The 21,990-nt window shown below is 63.3% G+C and carries 19 protein-coding genes; 11 read left to right on the top strand and 8 right to left on the bottom strand.

Annotated elements, in window-relative coordinates; translation table 11 throughout:
- Positions 1-11: 11 nt before the first annotated feature.
- A complete protein-coding gene (gene recJ, locus G5C50_RS24620) occupies positions 12-1,823 on the bottom strand; it encodes a single-stranded-DNA-specific exonuclease RecJ (protein WP_165073622.1) in 1,812 nt (603 codons plus the stop codon).
- Between the two features lie 968 nt (positions 1,824-2,791).
- Positions 2,792-3,118, bottom strand: coding sequence for a hypothetical protein (locus tag G5C50_RS24615; RefSeq protein ID WP_206107837.1), 327 nt, complete (start codon positions 3,116-3,118; stop codon positions 2,792-2,794).
- A gap of 368 nt (positions 3,119-3,486) precedes the next feature.
- Between G5C50_RS24615 and G5C50_RS24610 the strand changes: the two genes are divergently transcribed.
- The 4 genes from G5C50_RS24610 (at position 3,487) to G5C50_RS24595 (ending at position 5,814) form a co-directional block, all read left to right on the top strand.
- A complete protein-coding gene (locus tag G5C50_RS24610) occupies positions 3,487-3,897 on the top strand; it encodes a cytidine deaminase (protein WP_165073621.1) in 411 nt (136 codons plus the stop codon).
- A 9-nt stretch (positions 3,898-3,906) separates the two neighbouring features.
- A complete protein-coding gene (locus G5C50_RS24605) occupies positions 3,907-5,022 on the top strand; it encodes a TIR domain-containing protein (RefSeq protein WP_165073620.1) in 1,116 nt (371 codons plus the stop codon).
- Positions 5,023-5,221: 199 nt separating this feature from the next.
- The gene (locus tag G5C50_RS24600) at positions 5,222-5,485 is read left to right on the top strand and encodes a type II toxin-antitoxin system ParD family antitoxin (RefSeq protein ID WP_165073619.1); all 264 of its coding nucleotides are present in this window, start codon (positions 5,222-5,224) and stop codon (positions 5,483-5,485) included.
- Positions 5,482-5,814 (top strand): type II toxin-antitoxin system RelE/ParE family toxin, encoded by a 333-nt coding sequence (locus G5C50_RS24595; RefSeq protein WP_165073618.1) that lies wholly within the window; start codon positions 5,482-5,484, stop codon positions 5,812-5,814. The genes G5C50_RS24600 and G5C50_RS24595 overlap by 4 nt, the downstream gene beginning before the upstream one ends.
- Before the next feature lie 41 nt (positions 5,815-5,855).
- Here G5C50_RS24595 and corA read toward each other — a convergent pair whose 3' ends face one another.
- From corA to G5C50_RS24575, 4 genes are read right to left on the bottom strand one after another with little or no spacing between them, the layout of a single operon-like run.
- Positions 5,856-6,902, bottom strand: coding sequence for a magnesium/cobalt transporter CorA (corA, locus tag G5C50_RS24590; RefSeq protein WP_165073617.1), 1,047 nt, complete (start codon positions 6,900-6,902; stop codon positions 5,856-5,858).
- A complete protein-coding gene (locus tag G5C50_RS24585; RefSeq protein WP_165073616.1) occupies positions 6,899-7,324 on the bottom strand; it encodes a hypothetical protein in 426 nt (141 codons plus the stop codon). The genes corA and G5C50_RS24585 overlap by 4 nt, the downstream gene beginning before the upstream one ends.
- Before the next feature lies 1 nt (position 7,325).
- Entirely contained in the window at positions 7,326-7,949 is a 624-nt protein-coding gene (locus G5C50_RS24580; protein ID WP_165073615.1) for a glutamate synthase, read from the bottom strand.
- Positions 7,939-9,420 carry a hypothetical protein gene (locus tag G5C50_RS24575; protein ID WP_165073614.1) on the bottom strand — a complete coding sequence of 494 codons (1,482 nt, stop codon included), beginning with the start codon at positions 9,418-9,420 and terminating at the stop codon, positions 7,939-7,941. The genes G5C50_RS24580 and G5C50_RS24575 overlap by 11 nt, the downstream gene beginning before the upstream one ends.
- 455 nt (positions 9,421-9,875) lie before the next feature.
- Between G5C50_RS24575 and G5C50_RS24570 the strand changes: the two genes are divergently transcribed.
- The gene (locus G5C50_RS24570; RefSeq protein WP_165073613.1) at positions 9,876-10,661 is read left to right on the top strand and encodes an MBL fold metallo-hydrolase; all 786 of its coding nucleotides are present in this window, start codon (positions 9,876-9,878) and stop codon (positions 10,659-10,661) included.
- Positions 10,662-11,081: 420 nt separating this feature from the next.
- Complete coding sequence (locus G5C50_RS32405; protein WP_206107835.1) at positions 11,082-11,507, top strand: hypothetical protein; 426 nt, start codon at positions 11,082-11,084, stop codon at positions 11,505-11,507.
- A gap of 199 nt (positions 11,508-11,706) precedes the next feature.
- Here the strand turns inward: G5C50_RS32405 and G5C50_RS24565 are convergent, their stop codons facing one another.
- Positions 11,707-12,366: a sugar transferase gene (locus tag G5C50_RS24565; RefSeq protein WP_165073612.1), complete on the bottom strand. Its 660-nt coding sequence runs from the start codon at positions 12,364-12,366 to the stop codon at positions 11,707-11,709.
- A gap of 681 nt (positions 12,367-13,047) precedes the next feature.
- On the opposite strand from G5C50_RS24565, the gene G5C50_RS24560 reads away from it, so the two are divergent.
- From G5C50_RS24560 to G5C50_RS24545, 4 genes are all read left to right on the top strand, one after another.
- On the top strand, positions 13,048-14,193 hold the full coding sequence (locus G5C50_RS24560) for a hypothetical protein (RefSeq protein ID WP_165073611.1): 1,146 nt from the start codon (positions 13,048-13,050) through the stop codon (positions 14,191-14,193).
- A gap of 825 nt (positions 14,194-15,018) precedes the next feature.
- A complete protein-coding gene (locus tag G5C50_RS24555) occupies positions 15,019-17,352 on the top strand; it encodes a DUF1592 domain-containing protein (RefSeq protein ID WP_165073610.1) in 2,334 nt (777 codons plus the stop codon).
- A gap of 138 nt (positions 17,353-17,490) precedes the next feature.
- Positions 17,491-18,831 carry a DUF1552 domain-containing protein gene (locus G5C50_RS24550; protein WP_165073609.1) on the top strand — a complete coding sequence of 447 codons (1,341 nt, stop codon included), beginning with the start codon at positions 17,491-17,493 and terminating at the stop codon, positions 18,829-18,831.
- A 119-nt stretch (positions 18,832-18,950) separates the two neighbouring features.
- On the top strand, positions 18,951-19,295 hold the full coding sequence (locus G5C50_RS24545; RefSeq protein WP_165073608.1) for a S1 RNA-binding domain-containing protein: 345 nt from the start codon (positions 18,951-18,953) through the stop codon (positions 19,293-19,295).
- Between the two features lie 36 nt (positions 19,296-19,331).
- On the opposite strand, the gene G5C50_RS24540 is transcribed toward G5C50_RS24545, so the two are convergent.
- Entirely contained in the window at positions 19,332-21,158 is a 1,827-nt protein-coding gene (locus G5C50_RS24540; RefSeq protein ID WP_165073607.1) for a MutS-related protein, read from the bottom strand.
- A 198-nt stretch (positions 21,159-21,356) separates the two neighbouring features.
- Here G5C50_RS24540 and G5C50_RS24535 point away from each other — a divergent pair, with 198 nt between their 5' ends.
- The gene (locus G5C50_RS24535) at positions 21,357-21,989 is read left to right on the top strand and encodes a hypothetical protein (RefSeq protein WP_165073606.1); all 633 of its coding nucleotides are present in this window, start codon (positions 21,357-21,359) and stop codon (positions 21,987-21,989) included.
- Position 21,990: the final 1 nt, after the last annotated feature.

Genomic DNA, 21,990 nt, shown 5'->3' with positions numbered 1-21,990 from the left:
GCGGCGGCTGATCATCTAACCCCGGCGACGCTCTCCGGTGTCGCGACGCCCACGCCGGAAGCGACCGGCTCGGCGACCGCCGGCGGAACGCCGGGGACGAGCATATCCTTGATCTCAAGCTGCACCCGGCGCTGGCCCTGCCACTCGTCGATGCTCGGCTGGAAAACGACGCTGCACTCGACGCCGTGGGCAAGCCCCTTGAACCGCTCGGCCATGCTCCAGCCGACCGCCTTGAAGACGGAATCCCCCTGCCCCAGCTTGAGCTGAAGGTGCTTCCCGTCCGCTCCCACCGCGCGAGGCTCGCCGACGACCCGCACGTTGCTGGCCAGGAACATCGGCCGGGGATTCCCCATGCCGTGGGGTTCAAGTTTCTCCAGGTCCTCGATCACGCTGAGATTCAGCATCGCCAGGGGGACCTCGGCGTCGATGTTCAGCACCCGCTCGCGAAGCTCGGGGGTGAGGACCGTCTGGCAGTGGGTGGAGAAGCGTTCGGCGAAGACGGGGAAATGGTCCTCGTGCATCCGGACGCCCGCCGCCGCCGAGTGGCCGCCGAACCCGATCAGGCCCTCGGAGCACTCCTTGACGGCCTCGTAGAGGTTGAAGCCCGGAACCGACCGCGCCGAGCCCTGGGCGAACTCCTGGCCGAAGGCGATCAGGATGGTCGGCCGATGGTAGATCTCCACCAGCCGGCTGGCGACGATCCCGATGACGCCCGGGTGCCAGTCCTTGCAGCCGAGCACGATCGCCCCGCGATCCTTGAGCCCCCCCTCGGTTCGGATCTGCTCCTGAGCCTGGCGGAGGATCTCAGCCTCGACCTCGCGGCGACGGCGGTTGACGGCGTCGAGTTCGTCGGCGATCTCATCGGCGAGTGCGTGGTCGGCCGTGGTGAGCATCTCCACGGCCCGCATCGCCCGCTCCAATCGGCCGGCGGCGTTGATGCGAGGAGCCAGGTGGAAGCCGACGGAGCCGGTGGTGACCTTCGATCGCTTCAGGCAGTCGGCCACCCGCATCAGGGCCCGCATGCCGGGAGTGGGCGCTCCCATGATCCCGGCAAGGCCGTGTCGCACGAGGATCCGGTTCTCGCCGTGAAGCGGCACAACGTCAGCGACCGTCGCCATTGCGACCAGCCCGAGCGACTCGACGAGATAGTTGCGCAGGTGAGGCGACGCCTTCTTGCCGTCGCCGAAGCTCTTGCAGACCTGCCAGGCCAGCTTGAACGCCACCGCCGCGCCGCAGAGATCGCCGAACGGGTACGAACCGCCCGGGAGCCGAGGGTGGACCAGGACGTCGGCCTCGGGAAGCTCATGGCCGATGGTGTGGTGGTCGGTGATGATGAATTCCAGGCCAAGCTCGCGGGCGAGCCGGGCCTCGGCCACGGCCGAGATGCCGCAGTCGACCGTGACCACCAGCGATCTAGGATGCTCGGCGGCGATCTTCCGGAGGGCGTCGGCGTTGACGCCGTATCCTTCCTGCACCCGGTGAGGGATGTAATACGAGACCGCCTTCGCCCCGGCCAGCTTGAGCGCCGCCCAGAGGACGCTCACGCCGCAGACGCCATCGACGTCGTAATCCCCGTAGATGACGATCGAACGCCCTTCGCGGACAGCACGGACCAGCCGATCGGCCGCGTCGACCGCGCCCGGGAGCAGTTCAGGGTCGTTGAGACCGTTCAGCCGGGCTTCCAGAAAGGCTCGCGCCGCGTCCGGCTCGCCGACGCCTCGATTCAGCAGCACCTGAGCCACCAGCGGAGCCACCCCCGCGGCGCGACTCAGCGCGGCGATCCGATTGCGGTCGAACGGTTGGACTCGCCAGCGGGTGGACATCCCTCGCCCCTTCCCGGCCGTCGCTCCTCGCCTCCCCGGCGCGCGACACGGCCTCTAGCAAGTATATCCCACGCCAGGACGTCGAGTGACTCCAAGTCATGCCTGTTTGGCTTCCGCTTCCCGACCAGGACCACCACAACCGAGCCGGTGGGTTCGAACGGCTTCGATCGCAGCCCGTCCCGACCGAAGCCGTCGTCGCAACCTTAAGCAACCACCAAACTTGAATGCGTCGTCGTAGATCGGTGGGCGGGTTCGTTTGACAAGTTCATCGTGACGTCTCACTCCCCCGCTCGTCCAGTTTCAGGGACGTTGACGCGTTCGCGAAGAGGCGAGGGGGTCGTGCATCGATCTTTGAACTAAATTCGGGGTCGCCTGGGTTCGATTGGCTTTCATCGCTCCATCGCAAAACCGAAGACGCCGACTATAACTCATTATAAGCCAATGGTTTAGTTCCTCATTGACAGCCCGTGAAATGGCTTCGTTCGACCGAATTTCGCCGATGCCCTGCTGAGAAGGCCTTCCTTCGCCCGCATTACCAACGGCCGAATTGTCAGAGAGCGCCTCTATCAAAACAGTGGTCGCCACGGGCGATCTCGGTTCGAGAATCCGCCCTCCTCTGGCACCGCCTTGGGACGATGACGCCGGTGATATCGGTTGTCTGGAATAAGCCGATACCAGGGCACGCCGAATTCGCGAGCGAAGAAGGCAGAAAACTGAACTGACACCGATTACCTGTGTGACACCGATTACCTGTGCGCCGAATTCGCGAGCGAAGAAGGCAGAAAACTGAACTGACACCGATTACCTGTGCGAGCGAAGAAGGCAGAAAACTGAACTGACACCGATTACCGAACTGACACCGATTACCTGCTCGGTCAAGCGCGGGGGGGAGCGGCGGGGCGAGCGTCGGTGGACATGAGATGGCTCCAGGCGGTCCCGTCAGGCGTTCTCGACACCATGCGGCCAGCTCAGGCAGCGCCGCGACGTCGATGGTAATCGCTCGCCCGGACTCCCCTCCACCTTCGCCTTGAGGTGTAGTTTGATTGGTCTTTCTCCAGGCTGAAGCGATCGGCGATCGTGGTAAGGACGTCGGCGACCGTGGCGGCCGGGTCGGTGCAGAAGTAGGCCCGCCAGCCGGTCGGCTCGTCGACCAGCACCACGCGGATCACGCCGCCGGCGGGCCGCCAGGTCGCCAGGAACGTCTTGTAACGCTTCACGGCCGTCCCGACGTAGAGGTCAAAGCAGCCCCACGACCAGCCTCGTTTCTGGCCGGCCCGCTTGGCCAGGTCGATCACCTTCGCGCCGTAGGTCGGCGCGGGGCCGCGTCAGCCGACGGGCTTGGGGCCGGGGAGCGTCCGCAACGCCGCGTCCTTGCGGAGCCGGCTGACGACCGTGATCCCCAGATCCTTCGCCGCCTTCAGCACGACCCTCTAGCCGGACAGCCTGGCCACGCACCTAAGACAGCCATTTTAGCCGGACAGCCTGGCCACGGCGAAGACAGCCTGGCCAAAGACAGCCTGGCCCCCTTTCCAAGTCCCCCTGCCAAACCGCCGGATTTGCCAGTTTCTTCTTGACCTTGCCACGCCCAGCCTCAGAGAATTCTTCCTAAATCGGCGTGGGGCAAAGAGGCGAAAAGTGGGAAGAGGTCATGAGGAGGCGATCGATGGTTCCGGATGATATCTTTAGAAAGGCCGTGGACGCGGCCAAGAGCGTCAGTCAACATGCCTACGCTCCCTACTCAAAGTTTCCTGTCGGGGCCGCAGTCATTACGGAGGACGGCTCGATCATCACTGGTTGTAACGTTGAAAATGCGTCTTACGGCCTGACCATATGCGCCGAAAGAAACGCGGTCTTCCATACCGTCTCGCTAGGATTGACCCGAATTGTGATGGTCATTGTCTATACTCCGACGGAGACGCCCACAGCCCCCTGTGGGGCCTGTAGACAAGTAATCAATGAGTTCGGTCCACAGGCAGAGATTGTATCCATTTGTGACAAACCGGATCGGCGGTTGCAGGATCGACTCGACGCACTTCTAAAAGACGCATTCGGACCGCGAAATCTTCAGAAGTGAGGAAACGAGATGCGGACCGTTCGGATGTTTGTCGGATCGTCAAGCGAATCTTATGAAGCGGCTATTGCTTTTGGCCAATCTCTTAGGGCTTTCGCGCGGGACACCAGGAGGCGGGCCGACCAGACAGATATCGTGACGAGGCCTTGGAAAATTGAGACCAAGAAATTGGACCAAGACATACTTGGAAATTTGATTTCCTCATTCAATGAATGCGAGTATGGAGTGTTCTTCTTCTCCCCGGACGATGCCACGAGAATTCGCGGCAACGATGTTTTTGTGGTGCGTGATAATGTGGTGTTCGAGTTGGGACTTTTCGCAGGCATAAATGGGCGAGGAAGCGTTGCTTTACTTGTACCTAAGAATCCAGAACAGTCGGGGCCTAATCTCCACATTCCGAGCGATTTGTCTGGTGTAATTTATGAGACGTTTGAAGGATCCGACGATAATCAGGTTATCGAAAATGCGGAACAAGTTTTTCAGTCTTGCAACCGCAATATACTCGCCAACATGGTGAGGATCGTTGATACTACCAGAAAGGTAAAGCTAGATCAGGCTAAGGAGCAAATCAACATCCTCCTAGAAGTCGTGGCTAGGTCGTGTGCTGATCAATTAGGTGTGAATCCCGCCTCCGTTCGCGCCTTCTGTCACCGCAACAGTTCTGACGACACCCAATTAGTTGGCTTGGCGTGCTTCGCGGCTGACGACATCTACACGGCAGATTTAGACGCGATTATCCCGTGTTCAGGAACCGCCAATGGCGTCATGCAAGAAATCGAGGACTGGTTCATAATTTCCAAAGTGAAAAGAGCTGGGAATTTCATGTGCTTGCACATCGATAAAACCTTCCGGAGTGAACATCACGCTTACATTCAGAAGTTAGGACATATTAGAGACGATTTGATCTTCGTGGCGGGCCATCCAATACGCCCTTTTGGTACCATGAATAAACCCATTGGCACTCTTAGCGTGGATTGTAGCCAGTTTCCAGAGAAGGCATCGTTATCCGATTTCTTTGACGACAATAGAATGAAGGCGTTGCTACACAAAGTCTCCGGAAGAATACACGAACTATTAAAGGGCCTTCCACTTCCATCAGCCAAGGGAATGCCCTCTTATCAGCAGTAGGCGGACGATGTCGACGATTCCGTAGTGCTTCTCGCCGGAGAGGGGAGGTAGCCCAGGCTCGTGGCCACGAGGCCACGGTCAGTCGATTAGGTAGACCAGGCGAATATCAGGATGGCCACGCGAAAAATGCGTGCATGTCATGACAACGGGTTGACAAGGATTGCCAACGCCGATAAGATGGAGCAGAGGAGGCAGCTTTATGGACACCATGAACGTGGCGTTGCCGGAATCGATGAAGAGTTTCGTGCAGGAGCAGGTGACGGAAGGCGGATACAGCAGCGTGAGCGAATATATCCGCGAGTTGATCCGTGCCGACCAGAAGCGGAAAGCTGAAGAGCGGATCGACGCCCTCCTGCTGGAAGGCTTGGATTCCGGCGAACCGATACCGGTCACGCCGGAATATTGGGCGGCGAAGAAGCAGAAGCTGGCCGAACGGCTTGATAAAGCCATCCGCCCGCGATGACGCCGCGATTTCGGCTCCGCCCTGCGGCCGACAGGGACGTCGACGAGCAGGCGGCTTACCTGGCTCAAGAAGCCAGCCTGGAAACGGCGTTCAGGTACTACGATCACGTTTTCGCGACGCTGGAAGCCATCTGTGACATGCCGGGGATCGGCGAACGTCGGGAGAGCAGCAATCCACGCCTGGAAGGCCTGCGGGGGTGGCGAGTGCAAGGCTTCGAGAAGCACTTGATTTTCTACCTGGAAACGGCTCACGGAATCGATGTCGTCCGGGTCCTGCACGGTGCACGCAACATCGCCCGAATCCTGGATGCGGAATCGCCCGATGAGTGATGCGAAGGCCGCGGCGCCCGCTCAACCGCCACGATTCCAGCCTAGAACCACCCCCAGCGTTTCAGCATCGCCAGGATGGCGACGGGCGAGAGCAGCATCACGGACAGCGAGCCGAAGAACAGGAGCCATTTCGGCATCCAGACGTCCAGTTCCAGCGAGCCGCCGAAGAAGTTCATGCCGAAGAAGCCGGTGATGAACGACATCGGCAGGAACATCACCGTGACCACGGTGAGCGTCTTCATGATCTCGTTGGTGCGGTTCGAGATCACCGAGAGGTAGGTGTCGAGCGTGCCGGCGATCAGGTCGCGGAGGCCTTCGGAGATGTCGTGGATCCGGACGATGTGGTCGTAGACGTCCCTGAAGTAAATTCGGTGCTTCTCCTGGACGACCTTGTACGGGTCGCGCGACAGCTTGTTGAGGACGTCGCGCTGGGGGCCGAACGTCTTCTGAAGCTGAATCGCCGACCGCTTGATCCGAAAGATCTGCTGGAGCGTTTGGGGGCCCAGGTCGTCCATGACCGCGTCCTGAACGTCGTCGATCCGCTCGTCGAGCACCTCGATCGCAGCCAGGGATTGGTCGACCGAACGGTCGAGGAAGCGAAAAAGCAGGTGGTCCGCGCCGTCCTTCATGCGGTCGCGAGGGTCCGCCTCGATCGCCTTTCGAGCCTCGGTCAGGTATTCCAGAGGCTCCTCATGATAGGTGACGAGATAGTTGGGCCCGAGGAAAACGTCGAGTTCCTGAAGACGGAGGTCGTCGGATTCGGGATCGATCTGACTGGAGTGAAAAACGAGGTAGAGATACCCGTCCCAGTCGTCGATCTTGGGGACGTGCGTCTCCTTGAGAGCGTCGTCGACGGCCAACGGGTGAAAGCGGAAAACCTCGCGCAGGATGGTCTCGGCCAGCGGACACGGCGTATCGGCCTCGTTCTCCATGTCGAGCCAGAGCGTACCCGCACCGCTGTGGATGGCCTCGCCCAGACGTTCGAGCGGCCAGTTCAGGTGCAATTCACCGGCGCCGTCGCGGTAGAGGGCCCGAGCCCGACAGGTGGCGGAAGCGGTGGGGAGCGAGCGTTCGGGCTCGGTCGTCATCGACCGGCTCCCGCCTGGCTCAACTGGTGACGGTACAGCTCGTCCGCGATGTCGATCCGCATCGGCGGCCCCTCCGGAGATTGCGTCTCGCGGCGGATCGGCGAGCGGGTCCGCAGCAGCCAGATCGCCCCTTTGGCTTCGAGCGGCACGTCGAAGAGTCGGACGACGACCTTGCCGACGGGGGCCCGATCGAATCGGAAGCTTCCGTCAGGACCGATCCGGGCCGAAGTGGGATCGCCCAGGGCCCCGTCGTAAGGCTGAAGCTCCACCCACCCCTGGGTCATCGGACGGTTCGAAAACGTGACGACGCCGGAGGCCGTGGTGGTGGGGATCGACTCCGGACCGAGTTCCTCGGAACAGCCCGCGGCGGTCAGGCAGACCGACAAGCCCATCGCCAGTCTGACGCCACGGGTCCAGCCCACTTCAGCCCTCCCAGCCGGGATGCGAGGAGTGCAGCGCGATCAGCTCAAGCGCCTGCTCCACGATGCCGCCGTCCGACGGACCGAGAAGCCGCCGGCCTCCTCGTGCGTTGAGCCCGAAATGAGGGATGGCTTCAGGTACAGCAACGGCGAGAACGCCGCCCGACTGTCGTTCGCCGGCCATCGGTCCGACATGGTCCAACAAGACCATCTCGCCGCCGGTCATCCCCAGCCCCGCGCGAGGGCCGACCCGCTTCGCGGCCACGATCAGGCCGCCGGACATCCGATAGCCGACCGCCGTTCCGGTCGCTCCCAGCAAGAGCAACGTCCCGGCCCGCAATCCCGAGCCCGCGCCGTCGGCCGAAACGCCGCGACAGACGATCGTCAGGCCGGGGGCGTCGAGCCCGGCCGCCAGTTCGGGCCCAGCCTGGCCGGCGACCTCGACGACGGCGCGCCAGGGGCCGCTCAGGCCGGCCAGGAGCAGGCGATGCCCGGCCGGCCCTTCAAGGCGAACGAACGAGGCCCCCCGATCAAGGCGTCGGACGGCCTCGGCGTTGATCTGATGGTAGTCGCGAAGCTCAGGGACCAGAATCGGGGCCGATGGGTCCCCGCCCGGGTCATTGCCCACGGCGCGGGCCACCGGCTTCGGCCTGCCGCGGAGCGGCCTCGCCCGGTCCGTTGTAGCTCGGCCCGCCGGGGAAGAGATTCGGGTCGGCCGGCGCGGCTTTGGCCAGGTCGGCCTTGTACTTCTCAACCTTGGCCTTGAGGTCGGCGGTGAGTCCCGGGATCTGACCCGCCGGAGCGTTGTTGCCGAGCGCGGCGGCCGCCATGGCGACTGGCTTCAGGGCGTCGAAGTACTTCTGGACGTCCGCCTTGTTGGCGATGGCCGAGTTGTTCAACAGGCCGCTGTCGCGGACGCCCGGCTGCCCCTCGAACGTCTGGAAGATAGGCCCGACGAGGACCGCGGTCAATTCCTGGGCCCGCGTGGAGTTCTCGCTGAAGCCGTCGGCGATCCTCTGGACGATCGACGCGGCGAGCTGCGCCGTCGCATAAGCGGTCAGCTCGAAGTTGAACTTGGGGACGGCCGTCGTGATCTGCATCGCGCCCAGGGCGCGAGCGGCCTCGGCCCGGACTTCGGGGCGGAGCTTGTCGTCGATGAGATACTGGAAGGCGACCGCGGCCATGTCGACCGTCCGGGGCGAGTTGGTCAAATACCCCTGACGCAGGGCCGCCAGGGCCTCAAGGCCCCGGAACTGGACCCACCAGGGCCATTCCTTCCCCTTGAGGAGCTGGTCGGAGATGGTCTTGGCCGCCTCCATCTCCTGCGAGGCCGCCAGCCGATTGGTCAGCAGCTTGACGTTGGTGACGCCCCGGAGCGCCCAGAGCTTCACCCAGACGGTCTGGTTCGGGTTCTTGATCTCGTCCAGGAAGATCTTCAGCGCGTCGGGATTGGCGGTCTCCGCCAGGATGATCATCGCGTGGATCCGCGCGACGAGCTGGTGCTTGAGGAGAGGCGGAAGCTTCTGGAGCAGGATCTTGTTGTACTGCGTCTGAAACGCGGCGTTCTTCGCGTTCCGCGAGGTGATCACCGGCTCGACGAGGTTCTGGAAGGCGACCTGCACCGCCGTCTGGACGGCCGTGTTCTTCTCGGCGCCCGGGTCCCGGATCGCCTGGAGGTTACGGGTGCTGGTCATCTCGCCGACCATGGCGTTGACGACGTTCGTGATAAGATTGACGTCGACCGAGACGATCGGGTTGGAGGCCATCGCCTTGAGCTGGGCGATCTCCTGAGACGTCGTCGATTTGGGAGAGCGGATCTCCGGAAACTTCTTGGGGTCGAGCATCCCCTCGACGAGCGGATCCTTGTAGAGCTCTCGGGTCGAGGTTCGGTGGGTGGCGGAGGGGTCCTGAAGCGGCTTGGGGGCCTCTTCCGCCTCGCCGGCCGGGGCCGCATCAGCCTTGGCGGGTTCGCCGGGGGGCTGCTGGGCCAAGGCAGGGACGACGCTCGTCCAGGACCAGGCTAGGAGCGCGAACAGGCCGACCGGTACGCCCCCCAGACGCGACGCGGAGCGCCCCGGGGCGGTGAACATCGTGATCATATCGGCGAACCTCGTGAAATGCCCGTTCAGACGCTGGCTCGGCCCAGGGTATGGAGCCTCAGCCCCCATCGGGAGACCTGCAGCCTCGACGACGACGGCCCCGCCGGAGAGGCAGGCCGAACTTCGACGCCGAAGACTCGGTCGGGACGTGGAGGAAGGGGCTTCGGCGACGCTCCGCCCACGGCGATCGAATTCGCGCCGCCGCAACGAAGAGCTTCGTCGTCGTCAACTCATCTCTTCTGGATCATGGAACTTCCAACGACGGAGCCTGGATTCAGGCTAACCCGCGTACGGGCCTCTGTCAAGTCGCCGGCCGCGACCTTGCGGACGGTGTTGAGCCGTCGCCTCGGCCGCCCTAGAATCAGGGAACGCCCGTCGCCCGCACCTCCCCCGCGCCGCAAGGGTACGGCTGGACCCGAACTCCCCTTGCGGCCTCCCGAGAGTGGATGCTTGAAATGGCCCAACGCCGCTATTTGTTCCCCAACGTCATCGAAATGAACTACCAGGCCCGCCGGCGGATGGGGGTCAACGTCTACCTCATCGACGGCGGCGACGAATACGTCCTGATCGACGTCGGCTTTCTCGAAGACGCCGTCGCCGTCCTCCAGTTGATCCGAGAACTCGGCTACAGCTTCTCGGCCTGCAAGATGATCGTCGCGACCCACGCCGACGTCGACCACACTCAGGGGCTCGCCCGCGCCCGCGACGTTCTGAAGTGCCCGATCGCCGCCCACCCCAAGAGCGTGCCGGCCATAGAGTCCGGCGACGAGCTGTTCACGTTCGCCCGGATCGACGCCCAGGGGATCAGCATCCCCATGCCCAAGTGCAAGGTGGACGTCGAGGTCGACGAAGGGTCGAAGATCCAGGTCGGCGATCGGACGCTGGAGGTCTGGAGCACCCCGGGCCACGCCGCCGGTCAGCTCGCCTTCCGCATGGGCGACCTGCTCTTCTCCGGCGACAACATCTTCCGCGACGGCTGCGTCGGCGCCATCGACGCCCACCACGGCTCGAACATCCCCGATTACATCGCCAGCCTGAAGCGGATCCGCGACTCCGACGTCAAATTCCTCCTCCCTTCCCACGGCCCGATCTTCCGCAAGGACAACGCGATGATCGACAAGACCATCGCCCGCCTGGAAGGCTACTCCCACATGTCCGACTTCGGCACCTGCGCAGTCGACTGGCCGCTGATGGACGCCTGGGAGGACGAGCTGGTCCAGGAACACGTCGATTTTGGCTGACAGTCTCGGCAATCGGCGGGAGGTGACCTTCGGCCTCGAGGAGCCCCCCGATCACAGGGCTATTGGGGAAGACCAAGGACGAGGCCCCTCCCCTCCCCCCCGAGGAGGGCGGATAACTGAACTGACACCGATTTTCGACACGCGAGGAGGGCGGATAACTGAACTGACACCGATTTTCGACACGAGGCCCCTCCCCTCCCCCCCGAGGAGGGCGGATAACTGAACTGACACCGATTTTCGACACGAGGAGGGCGGATAACTGAACTGACACCGATTTTCGACACGAGGAGGGCGGATAACTGAACTGACACCGATTTTCCGGATAACTGAACTGACACCGATTTTCCCCCGAACTGACACCGATTTTCCCCCCCGATTTTCCCCCTGACACCGATTTTCCCTTGCCAGCCGAGACCTAAAATGAAAACAAACGATGACAAGAAAGGCCGGTCCGGCATTCACTCGGCTTTGGTAGGTTCATGGCGATCAACCCATGAAGTTTCAAGTAATGGTTCTTTCGTGCCCATAATTCCTCGATTCGCCTTCTTCATGACACTGAGGATGGATGGCGCGGCAGACTACCGAAACGCCTCAAATGAATGGAGCCAAGTCGCACCTCCTTCTCTACCTTTTAGCGCCGCCTGGAGCATTAATGAATCAATGACGCTAACCATAAAACTCCCCGTAAGTCCCATGCCTGAATATGGCATTCTTGAGTGGACACATGAGTCGTTATGTTATGATGTTGTTGATATAAGCGAGAACGCGATTACTTTAAGCAATCGCGCGCACGACGGAGAATCGATAATCTTAATGAGCCGCGAAAATCCGAGAGATCATCATTGACGACCGGGACGGCTGACGGGCCGGGTCGCCCGAGGGGATTGCTCCCCCCGGGCCGGATATTCGGTGTCAGGCCGGATATTCGGTGTCAGTTCAGTTCCCGCCTTCCTCACTCGCGCGAAGGCGTCCTGCCCTGATGCCCGTTCATCCCGGATGAGCGTACTTACCGGAGTCATCGTCTATCCACAGCCGCACTGCTCCCTCAGGCGCATTCCCCGGCAGCCTCGATGATACCGATCCTCGGCGCCGGACGAGCCTTCTCAGCACCTGTGGCGTAGGCGTGCCGACCGAAGAGGGCTATGGGGATGGTCCGCAGCAGGATGGATAGGTCCAGCCACAGACTTTCCTGCTCGACGTAAACGACGTCCCAGGCGATCCGTTCGCTCCAAGGGATCGCGTTCCGCCCATTCACCTGCGCCAGGCCGGTGAGCCCGGGCCGGACGTGCAGACGCTGGGCCTCTCGACCTTCACAGAGCGCATTCTCCCAGGCGAGGAGCGGACGTGGGCCGACCAGGCTCATCTCGCCCCGGAGGACGTTCGCCAATTGAGGAAGTTCGTCGCATCCCGTCCGCCTCAGCCAACGCCCGACCGCTGTGATCCGGGGGTCGTCGGTCTGCGTCTCCTTGCCGACCACGAACGCGGGCGGACCGGTCATCGTGCGGAATTTGTAGAGGCGGAAGGGCTTTCCGTTCTTCCCCGTCCTCTCCTGGGCGAACAGGACTGGGCCTCGTGAAGTCGACCGGATCGCCGCCGCGATCGCCAGCAGGAGAGGCGTGAGCAGAGCGAGCGCGATCACGGCACCGACGATATCGATGACCCGCTTGACGCTCCGTGACAACGGCGACCTGGAAGAACAGGCCATGGAGAAGATCCTCGGGGGGCTTTCCCAACTAGGATGTTCGGGGTTGGATGAAACCATTTATCCCAACACCGCCATCTCGTCAATCTGGACGCCCTGGCCGGGATGATTCACATGAACATCCTCACAGATAAAACCTTCCGTCGATCCCCCATCGAATCTGGCTGTCATAGCCACTTTGGGGACGATCCATGACCTTCGAGACGCTCGACATCGCATCTTGGACCTGGTCGAAGGGCGGATAATCCTTGTGAGCTTGAATGCCACGAAGTTAAGCCGTAAGTCTTGCTGAATAAAAGCTTTGTGCATGGCGACTCGGAAGGCAAATTTTCTGTTTCCGAAAGGTGCTCTCTGGAAAACCCGGGGAATACACGACCTGCCAACCCCTGGCCACAGTCAGTTGCTCTGCCGCAACATATTGAATTTCAGCGATTTGCGTCCTAGCTTCGTGGCATTCGAACCGACGCCGATTATCGAACTCGAGGAAGGCGGAAGACTGAACTGACACCGATTTTCGACACTGACACCGATTTTCGACACCGATTTTCGGACACCGATTTTCGACACCTGAACTGACACCGATTTTCGACCATCCCTACAAACGGTTCAACCTGCAGAACCAAACGAACCGATAAAGACAGCGTGTCTTCGCGGCTGGAGGCGATCCCGGGCAGGAGGTGGGGCGTGCGGAATCTGGCTTTCGGCATCGTCGCCACACTCGGCCTGTCGGGCTGTACCAACGAGCAGCTCCGCTGGAGCACCGTCCGCCAGGCGATGACCCTAAATGAGATCCAGCATCGACAAGTGATGCAGAACCTCGCCACCTTCGCGGCCAACCAGTATGCCATCCCCCGCCATGTGACGCTGAAGGATGGAGCCGCGCAGATCACCGACAGCGGCACGATAGCCGGACAGGTAATCAGCGATTCGTTCCTAAATCTTGGCGCGGGACGGTCGGTCACCGACCTGTGGAACATGGAGCCGGTGACGAACGACGTTGAGTTAAGGATGCTCAGGGTTGCCTATCGCCGGGCATTCGGGGCCGAAGACGACCTGTATACGGATGGTTTGGCGAATGACCTGGCGCATGAACTGAAGGAGCAGACGTACCAGATCGACGACCTCAGAACGAGCCTAGCCAACGCGGAGGTCACAAAGCGCGGAGGATTCTTTGGAAACCTCCTGAAGACGGACGAGCCTGACACGGTGGCCGGTCCAGACTACGTTGGAACGGTTGATAAGCCTACTGCTGAGGTCAAGACGGAGCAGAGCGACGGCAGGGATTTTACCATCACAACTAAGCGTACTGTTCCCGAAAAATCAGTCACCCATGATGATATACCTGGCATTAGCACGCAAAAAGCGAAGGAGAGACGGGACAAATTCAACAAGCTGGTTTCTGGAAACCACGTTGACATTATCATGCCTTGGGAAAGGGTCGAACCCGATACCCTCCTGACAGTTCCAACGGGCAAGCTCGATGCGTATGGAAATATGATCTTCCGAGAATCTACCCCGCTCGTAGTCGAACTCCGTCGGCAGATCTACGACACGAACAACGAACTCGAAGAGATTACCTCCGGATGGCTCGGGTGCAGCCGCGACAAGCACGACGTGCCGAAGAACGCCTGCTACGTCGCGTACGCCAAGGAGTGCGGATCTGGCTGCTATGTCTGGGTATGCCCGGATCATATGCGAGAGTTTGAGGACTTTACTCTCAAGATCATGGGTCTGTCCGGCTTGATCAGGGAGCCGAACGTCACCGGATCTACTGGGGTTAGGTTCACGCCGACCGGTGGCGGGGCGGGAGCAGTCGGCGGCATGAGGTGATCCGGGGTCTATGGCACGCTGGGATATTCGGGCCGGGTCGCCCTGGGGATTACTCCCCCCAGGGCTCCCACAGATCCGGACGTGCGCACGATATTCGGTGTCAGTTCGGTTTCCGCCTTCCTCACTCGCGCGAAGGCGTCCTCTCCTGATGCCCGTTCATCCCGAATGAGAGTACTTACCGGAGTCATCGTCGCAAGGCGGTGCCGGAGGCCCCCGGATTCTCGCACCGATATCGTCCGCGGCGAACATTGTTTTGATAGAGACGCTCTTTGACAATCTGGCCGTCGGTCTTGCGGGCGAAGGGAGGCGTTCCGGCAGGGCTTGGGCGAAATCCGGCCGAACGAAGCCGTTTAACGGAGTATGGATGATGTTCTAAAGCCCATATCGACAGGGAGTTGGGATCAGCGTTCTCGGTTTCGCGACGGAGTTATCGAAGCCAATCGAACCCAGGCGGCTCCGAATCTCGCTTCGAGGATCGATGCTCGACGCCTCGGCTTCTCACGGACGCGTCTACGCCCCTGGAACCGGATGAGCGGGAGAGTGACAGGTCAGGAGAAATTCGTCGAACGAACCCGCCCATAAAACCACAATGCCGTCCTCAAACTCCATGGACGCCAGAGGTTGCGACGACGGCTTCGGCCAGAGTGGGTGACGAGCGAAGCCGACCGAACCCGCCAGATCCGTCGTCGTCCCAGTAGGCCGCCGGGGGCCCTCCTCCATGTCGACTCTATTCTGGTTGGCGGAGACGACGCCGCCTGTTAAACTTTGATCGAACCTCTGCGCCACAGTCTCCCCGCCCGACGACCCCACCGCCCGGAGCCGCCGATGACATCGCCGGGGATCCCCCCAATCCTGGCCGCATGGACTTGCCTCGTCCTCTCCCCGCTCACCCTCGCCGAGGAGCCCGCCGCGTCGTCGACCGCCCCTGAGTCGGTTCGCGCCGTTTTCACCAAGTACTGCGTCACCTGCCACCGCGGGGAGAAGTCCGAGTCGGGCTTCGACCTGGACAAGCTGATCGCCAAGGGGCCGCCGTCCGCGAACCGCAAGCCCTGGGGCCGACTCAAGGAGCAGGTGGCCGGCGGCACGATGCCCCCCGAGGACCATCCGCAGCCCACCCAGGACGAGGTCGCCGCGCTCACTTCGTGGATCGACGTGGAGTTGAAGCGAGTCGACTGCGGCCTGACGGTCGACCCCGGCCGCGTGACGATCCGCCGCCTCAATCGAGTCGAGTACAACAACACGATTCGCGACCTGACAGGCGTCGACTTCCAGCCGGCCGACGACTTTCCTTCGGACGACGTCGGCTATGGGTTCGACAACATCGGCGACGTCCTGAGCCTGCCGCCGATCCTCATGGAGAAATACCTCGCCGCGGCCGAGTCGATCGCCTCCCAGGCGATTCTCGTCGGAAACGGCGGACGACCGCCCGTGAAGACGTACGACGGCCCGGCCCTCGACGCCGCCGGCGGGTCCTCCCATTCAACCGACGGCCGGTTTCTCGGCACCAACGGCGAGGTCGCCGTCCCCCACGCCTTCCCTCGCGACGCCACTTACATCATCCGCGTCAAAGCCTGGGCCCAGCAGGCCGGCCCGGAGCCCGCCCGGATGGCCGTCAAGATCGACGGCAAGTCGATCCGAACCTTCGACGTGAAGGCCGTCGAGGGATCGACCGCCTCCTACGAGATCAAGGAGAAGCTCCGAGGCGGGCCCCGCAAGATCTCGGCCGCGTTCCTCAACGACTTCTACGACCCCAAGATCCCCGACCCGAAGAAGCGCGACCGCAACCTGTGCGTCCAGGCGATCGAGGTCGAGGGGCCGATCACCATGAAGGGGGACGCCCCCCCGCCGAGCCAGAAGCAGATCATCTTCCGCACGCCGACGGGCCCTCAGGACGTCGCCGCCTGCACCGAGGCCGTCCTCGACCGTTTCCTCCGACGGGCCTACCGCCGCCCCGTGACCGGCGGCGAGGTCGCCAAGGTGATCCGCCTGGCCGAACTGGCTCGTGAGAACGGCGAGAGCTACGAGCGCGGCATTCAACTGGCGGTGCAGGCCGTCCTGGCTTCCCCTCAGTTCCTCTTCCGCGTCGAGCTGTTCCGGCCCAAGCGCGACAGGAACGGCAAGGTGATCCCCGTCGAAGGAGGGATGCCGCTCAACGACTTCGAGGTGGCGTCCCGGCTCTCCTACTTCCTCTGGAGCAGCATGCCCGACGACGAGCTGTTCAAGCTCGCTCTGGAAGGAAAACTCCATGAGGAAGCGACTCTGGAGAAGCAGGCCCGCCGGATGGTGTTGGACCCCAAGGCCCAGGCGTTCGTGGAGAACTTCGCCGGCCAGTGGCTCCAGCTCCGGAACCTGAAGACGGCCAACCCCGACCGCAAGCAGTTCAAGACCTTCGACGAGCCTCTCCGTGAAGCGATGCAGACCGAGAGCGAGATGTTCTTCAGCTCCATCCTTCGAAACGACCGCCCGCTCCTCGACTTCCTCGACGCCGACTACACGTATCTGAATGAACGGCTGGCCAAGCACTACGGGGTCGCCGGCGTCCAGGGGCCGGAGTTTCGTCGCGTCGCCCTCAAGAACGGCGATCGCGGCGGGCTCATCACCCAGGCCAGCATCCTGACCGTGACTTCCAACCCCTCGCGGACCTCGCCGGTGAAGCGTGGGAAATGGATCCTGGAACAGATCCTCGGCACGCCGCCGCCGCCCCCCCCGCCGGACGTCCCCGACCTGGCCGACGACTCCAAGGGGCAGCTCACTGGAACGCTCCGCCAGCGAATGGAGCAGCACCGAGCGAACCCCAGTTGCGCCTCGTGCCACGCGCGGCTCGACCCTCCCGGATTCGGCCTGGAGAACTTCGACGCCGTCGGCGCCTGGCGCGACAAGGACGGCGGCCTGCCGATCGACGCCTCCGCCAAACTTCCCACCGGCGAGTCGTTCCGCGGCCCGGCCGAGTTGAAGTCGGTCCTCAAGTCTCGCAAGCAGGAATTCACCCGCTGCCTGGCCGAGAAGATGCTGACCTACGGCCTCGGCCGGGGCCTTGAAGACGCGGACGCCTGCGTCGTCGACAAGATCGTCAAGAACGTATCCGCCGATCAGTACAGACTCTCCCGCATGGTGCTGGAGATCGTCAAGAGCGAGCCCTTCCTGCGCCGCCGCGGTTGAGAAAGTCGGTTCAAAAGGGCCGGGGACTGTCCCAATTTTGCGGAGTCCACGGAGCAAAATGGGACTGTCCCCCTCTCTCAGGTCCTTTTGAACAGGCGTTTCAGCGGCCCGCAACGACCCCGCGACTGGAGCCGACCCATGAGCCGAGCGAAGATCTCCCGCCGGACCCTGTTGCGAGGCGTCGGCGCAGCCATCGCCCTCCCCTGGATGGAGTCCATGGCGGTCGCGGCTGCTCCCGCCGCCAAGGGACCCGCCGGCCCCCGCCGCATGGCCTTCTTCTACGTCCCCAACGGCGTCCACATGCAGGACTGGAAGCCCGGCGCTGAGGGCCGCGACTTCCAGATCCCCTGGATCCTGGAACCTCTCGCGCCTCTGAAGCAGGACATGCTCGTCCTCACCGGTCTGGCTCAGGACAACGCCCGCGCCAAGGGAGACGGGCCCGGCGATCACGCCCGGTCGCTCTCGTGCTTCCTGACCGGCGTCCACCCAGTCAAGACGGACGGCGCCAACATCCAGGTGGGCGTCTCGGTCGACCAGGTCGCGGCTCAGAAGCTCGGCTCGGCGACCCGGCTCCCCTCGCTGGAGCTGGGCATCGAACGCGGCGGCCAGTCGGGCAACTGCGACTCCGGCTACAGCTGCGCCTACTCGTCCAACATCTCCTGGCGGTCGCCGACGACGCCGTCGTCCAAGGAGATCAATCCCCGCCTCGTCTTCGACCGGCTTTTCGGCAACCGCAACCTCACGGGTTCCGAGGCCGACCGCAAGAAGCGCAGCCTGTATGAGCGGAGCATCCTCGATTTCGTGCTGGAAGACGCCGAGGCCCTGAAACGGCGGATCGGCCAGAACGACCGCCGCAAGATGGACGAATACCTCACGGCCGTCCGCGAAATCGAGCAGCGCATCGCACGGGCCGATCTCGACGACGAGCGTCCGACGGACCTGAACGTCGCTCGTCCGGCGGGCGTCCCCAAGGACTACGCCGAGCACGTCCGGCTGATGTTCGACCTGATGGTTCTGGCCTTCCAGACCGACACGACCCGCATCTGCACCTTCATGTACGGCAACGAGGGGAGCACCCGCCCGTATCCATTCCTGGATATCCCCGAAGGCCACCACGACCTTTCACACCACGCCAACGACCCGAAGAAGCACGAGAAGATCCGCAAGATCAACCGCTTCCACATCGAAGAATTCGCCCGCATGCTCAAGAAGCTAAAGGAGAGCAAGGAGGGCGAAGCCTCGATCCTGGACAACTCGATGATCGTCTACGGCAGCGGCATCTCCGACGGCAACCGCCACAACCATGACGATCTCCCCGTCCTGGTCATGGGCAGGGGAGGCGGCACGATCGACTCCGGTCGGCACGTCGTCCATAAGCCCCAGCCGCTCAACAACCTGTTTCTCTCGATGCTCGACCGAATGGACGTCCCCTGCGAACGCCTCGGGGACAGCACCGGCCGGCTCGACAAGCTCTCCTGAGCATCCCTGGCACTGGGGCGAGTCGGTAATCGCCGAGGTCGAGTCTCCAACCCGTGGGCTGGGGCTCGACCCTGCCTGCCAGGCTGTCCATTCCATTACTCGGCTCAAGGGCGCGCCGAATGAGCGTGATCAGCGACGCCGAGTGGCCCTTCGGCGACCATTTGTCCCCCGACAAGGCCGGAGAATGGGCCGCCGTCCAGGCCCAGCTCGCTGTCGGAGAGTCAGTCCGAGGTCCCGTGATCGCCCGACGACCATTCGGGGTGTTTGTGGATATCGGGGTAGGCTTCCCGGCGCTACTCGAAGTCATCCAGTTTCTGGATGCGCGCCAGCGACGGTACAGCCTCGATGATTATCCTGCGATCGGCGAAACGATCACGGCCCGGGTGGTGGCGTTTAACGATCAGAATCGGCAGGTTTGCTTGACTCAACTCACCCCGCACCCCTACCTGGACGCATCGCGATAATCCCACTATGCCATTGGGACCGCGAACCGCTACGTCTCATACCTCCAAACCCACGGCCCGCATCAGGGCAAGGGCGTTGGAATGCGTGACGACTCCCGGATGGATCCGGTAGTCGAACCGCATGACTCCGTCCTCGAAGTGGTCCTCGAAGTGGACGTTGAGCGTGCGGGGACCGAGACCGGCCACGATCTCGGCGAGCGCCAGGTCGTGAGTCGTCAAAAGGCCGACGGCGCCGCGGTCGAGGAGGCCGCGGATGACCGCCTCGGCCCCGACGCGGCGATCGTGGGAGTTCGTGCCGCTGAACAGCTCGTCGAGCAGGAAGAGCAAGGGCAACGGCCCGCGGGAGACGTCCACGATCTGTCGGACGCGGGTGATCTCGGCATAGAACCGCGACCGCCCGGCCTGGAGCGAATCCTGCACGCGGAGAGTCGCCCCCACGGCCAACGGCGACAACCTCAGACGAGTCGCCCGCACCGGAGCTCCCGCCAGACCGAGGACCGTCGCCGCGCCGATCGCCCGCAACAGCGTGCTCTTGCCCGACATGTTCGATCCGCTGACGACGATCGCCGTCGTCTCCTCGCCGAGAGAGACGTCGTTCGTGACGCACTGCGCCCGAGGGATCAAGGGATGGCCCAGTCCCTCGGCGATGAACAGCGCCGGGCCGGGGACGACCTCCGGGAAAACGTCTTGCGAGTTCTCGGCCGCATAGCAGGCCAGAGCCGAGAGGGCCTCGAAATCCCCCACGGCTGCCAACCAGCCGGCGATCTGGGGGCCGTTCTCGGCGCGCCAGGCGTCGACCTTCATGGCCAACTGCGTCCGCCAGAGCATCACCAAAGCGAACGGCTGGAAGAACTGGTTCGAGCCCGAATCCAGCAGGTTCAACAGCTTACCGAGCGATCGGATCCGCTCTGACGCCGGTCGGCCGCCGGTCTCGAGCGACTCGCGCAACGATCTCAGCAGCGGGGCGCTCATCGGCTCGCGTTCGATGCGGTCCAGCAGGCCCGAGAGGATGTGCAGGTCGTGGGCCTTCTCGTCGATCCCCTCCAGAACGGCGTCGACCCGCCGCGACACCCTCCAGGCGAAAAGGCCCTCAACCGCCAGGATCAGCATGAAGAGGAGGAACCGAGGGAAGTCCTGCATGTAGATCCAGAAGATCAGGGCAGCCGATCCCAACGCGGCCAGGATGAAGGCGACGACGCGCACCGGCCGCGTCGGGAAGACGCGGGGGGTCTCCCCCCAGGCCGACAGCGACGCCGGATGGATCCCCGCGCGGACGTCGGCCCCGAGCAGTTCCAGATCCTCGCGCAGGTCCAACCGCGGACGCAACTCGACGACCGCCTCGCGACGCGCCGCGATGACCTCGGGAGAAGCCGGCGCCAGCAGCCAAGAGGCCAGCGCCTCCTCGCCGGCCCTGGTCCTCGCGAGGCAGAGCCTCTCGAACAGCGAGCCGACGCCGAAGACGTCCAGGTCGGCCGCATAGGGATGTTCGACGTCCAGGAAGGCCAGCCCGGTCTCACCGGTTCCAGCCCATCGGTCCTCCAGCCGGGCGAGCCCTCGCTTGTAGAATTCGATCGTCCTCGCGGAACGATCGGCGAGACGGCTGATCGGCTCGTGGGCCAGCACCAGCGCGACGAACGCCGCAATCGGGGCCGCCAGCCACCACCACGACGGCACGCCCTGGAAGTAGATGTAGGCCGCTAGGGCGGCTCCCGCGACGAACACCGCCAGCCGCAGGTCGGCCACACGGGCGTCGAATCGGTCCCAGCGGGCGCGGGCGGCTTCGTGCAGGGCGAGTCGACGCGAATACTCGGCGTGGAGGTCCGGCGGGAGGGCGGTCGGTGCTTCGGCGAGTCGGTGAGTCATGATGGCGGTCGTCGCGAGTGGGTCGAGCGGAGTTAGGGACCAACCGTAGCCGATCGCTCCCGCCGGCTCAAGGAGTCCCCGAAGCGCTTCGGCCGCAGGGACATCCCCAAGCCACGACCGATCGCTTAGAATGGGTTCATCCCGTCGGCGAACCACCCCGCACCACGTAGATTTCTCGGGGGGCCATCGAACAACGCCATGAGCAGCCAGGCTGAAGTCCATTCGATCGACGCCCTGCGCGAGTTTCGGACCGCGCTGGCGCTTTACGGCGAGGACGTGCTCGCCGCCCTCGGCGCGGCCGACGCGGAGATCCGTCGGACCGTCCAGTGGCTCCAGCAAGAGCGGCCGATGTACTGGCAAGAGCAGATCAAACGCCGACGGGAGCGAGTAGCCGCCGCCAAGGCCGAGCTCTTTCGCCTCAAGCTCCAGAAGACCCCCGAACACCATCCGTCTCTAGCCGAGCCCAAGGAACGGCTCCGCAACGCCGAGGCCTCGCTCCAGGACGCGGAAAAAAGGCTGATGGCCGTTCGCAAATGGCAGCCGGCGCTCAACCAGGCGGTGCTCGAATACCACGGCTCGGTGCAGCGTCTCAAGGATCTGTCCGCGTCCGACGTTCCCCGGGCCGTCGCCCTCCTCGCCCGGATTGTCGAGGCGCTGGAAGCCTACCTCCAGGTCCATCCCCCGTCTGGCGGCGGAACGCCTGGGCCGACCGAGGGGGGGATCGCCCGCGCGACGCCCGAGTTGGAAGCCGTCGCTCGCGAGGTCATCGACAAGGACGAGCCGGTCGATTCCGCCCCGAACCAGCCCCCTGCCCCGACGGAGTCTTCCTGAC

This window comes from Paludisphaera rhizosphaerae (genome assembly GCF_011065895.1).
Taxonomy (GTDB): Bacteria; Planctomycetota; Planctomycetia; order Isosphaerales; family Isosphaeraceae; genus Paludisphaera; species Paludisphaera rhizosphaerae.
The sequence above is the reverse complement of the archived record's forward strand: the minus strand, read 5'-3'. Positions and strand labels throughout refer to the sequence as shown.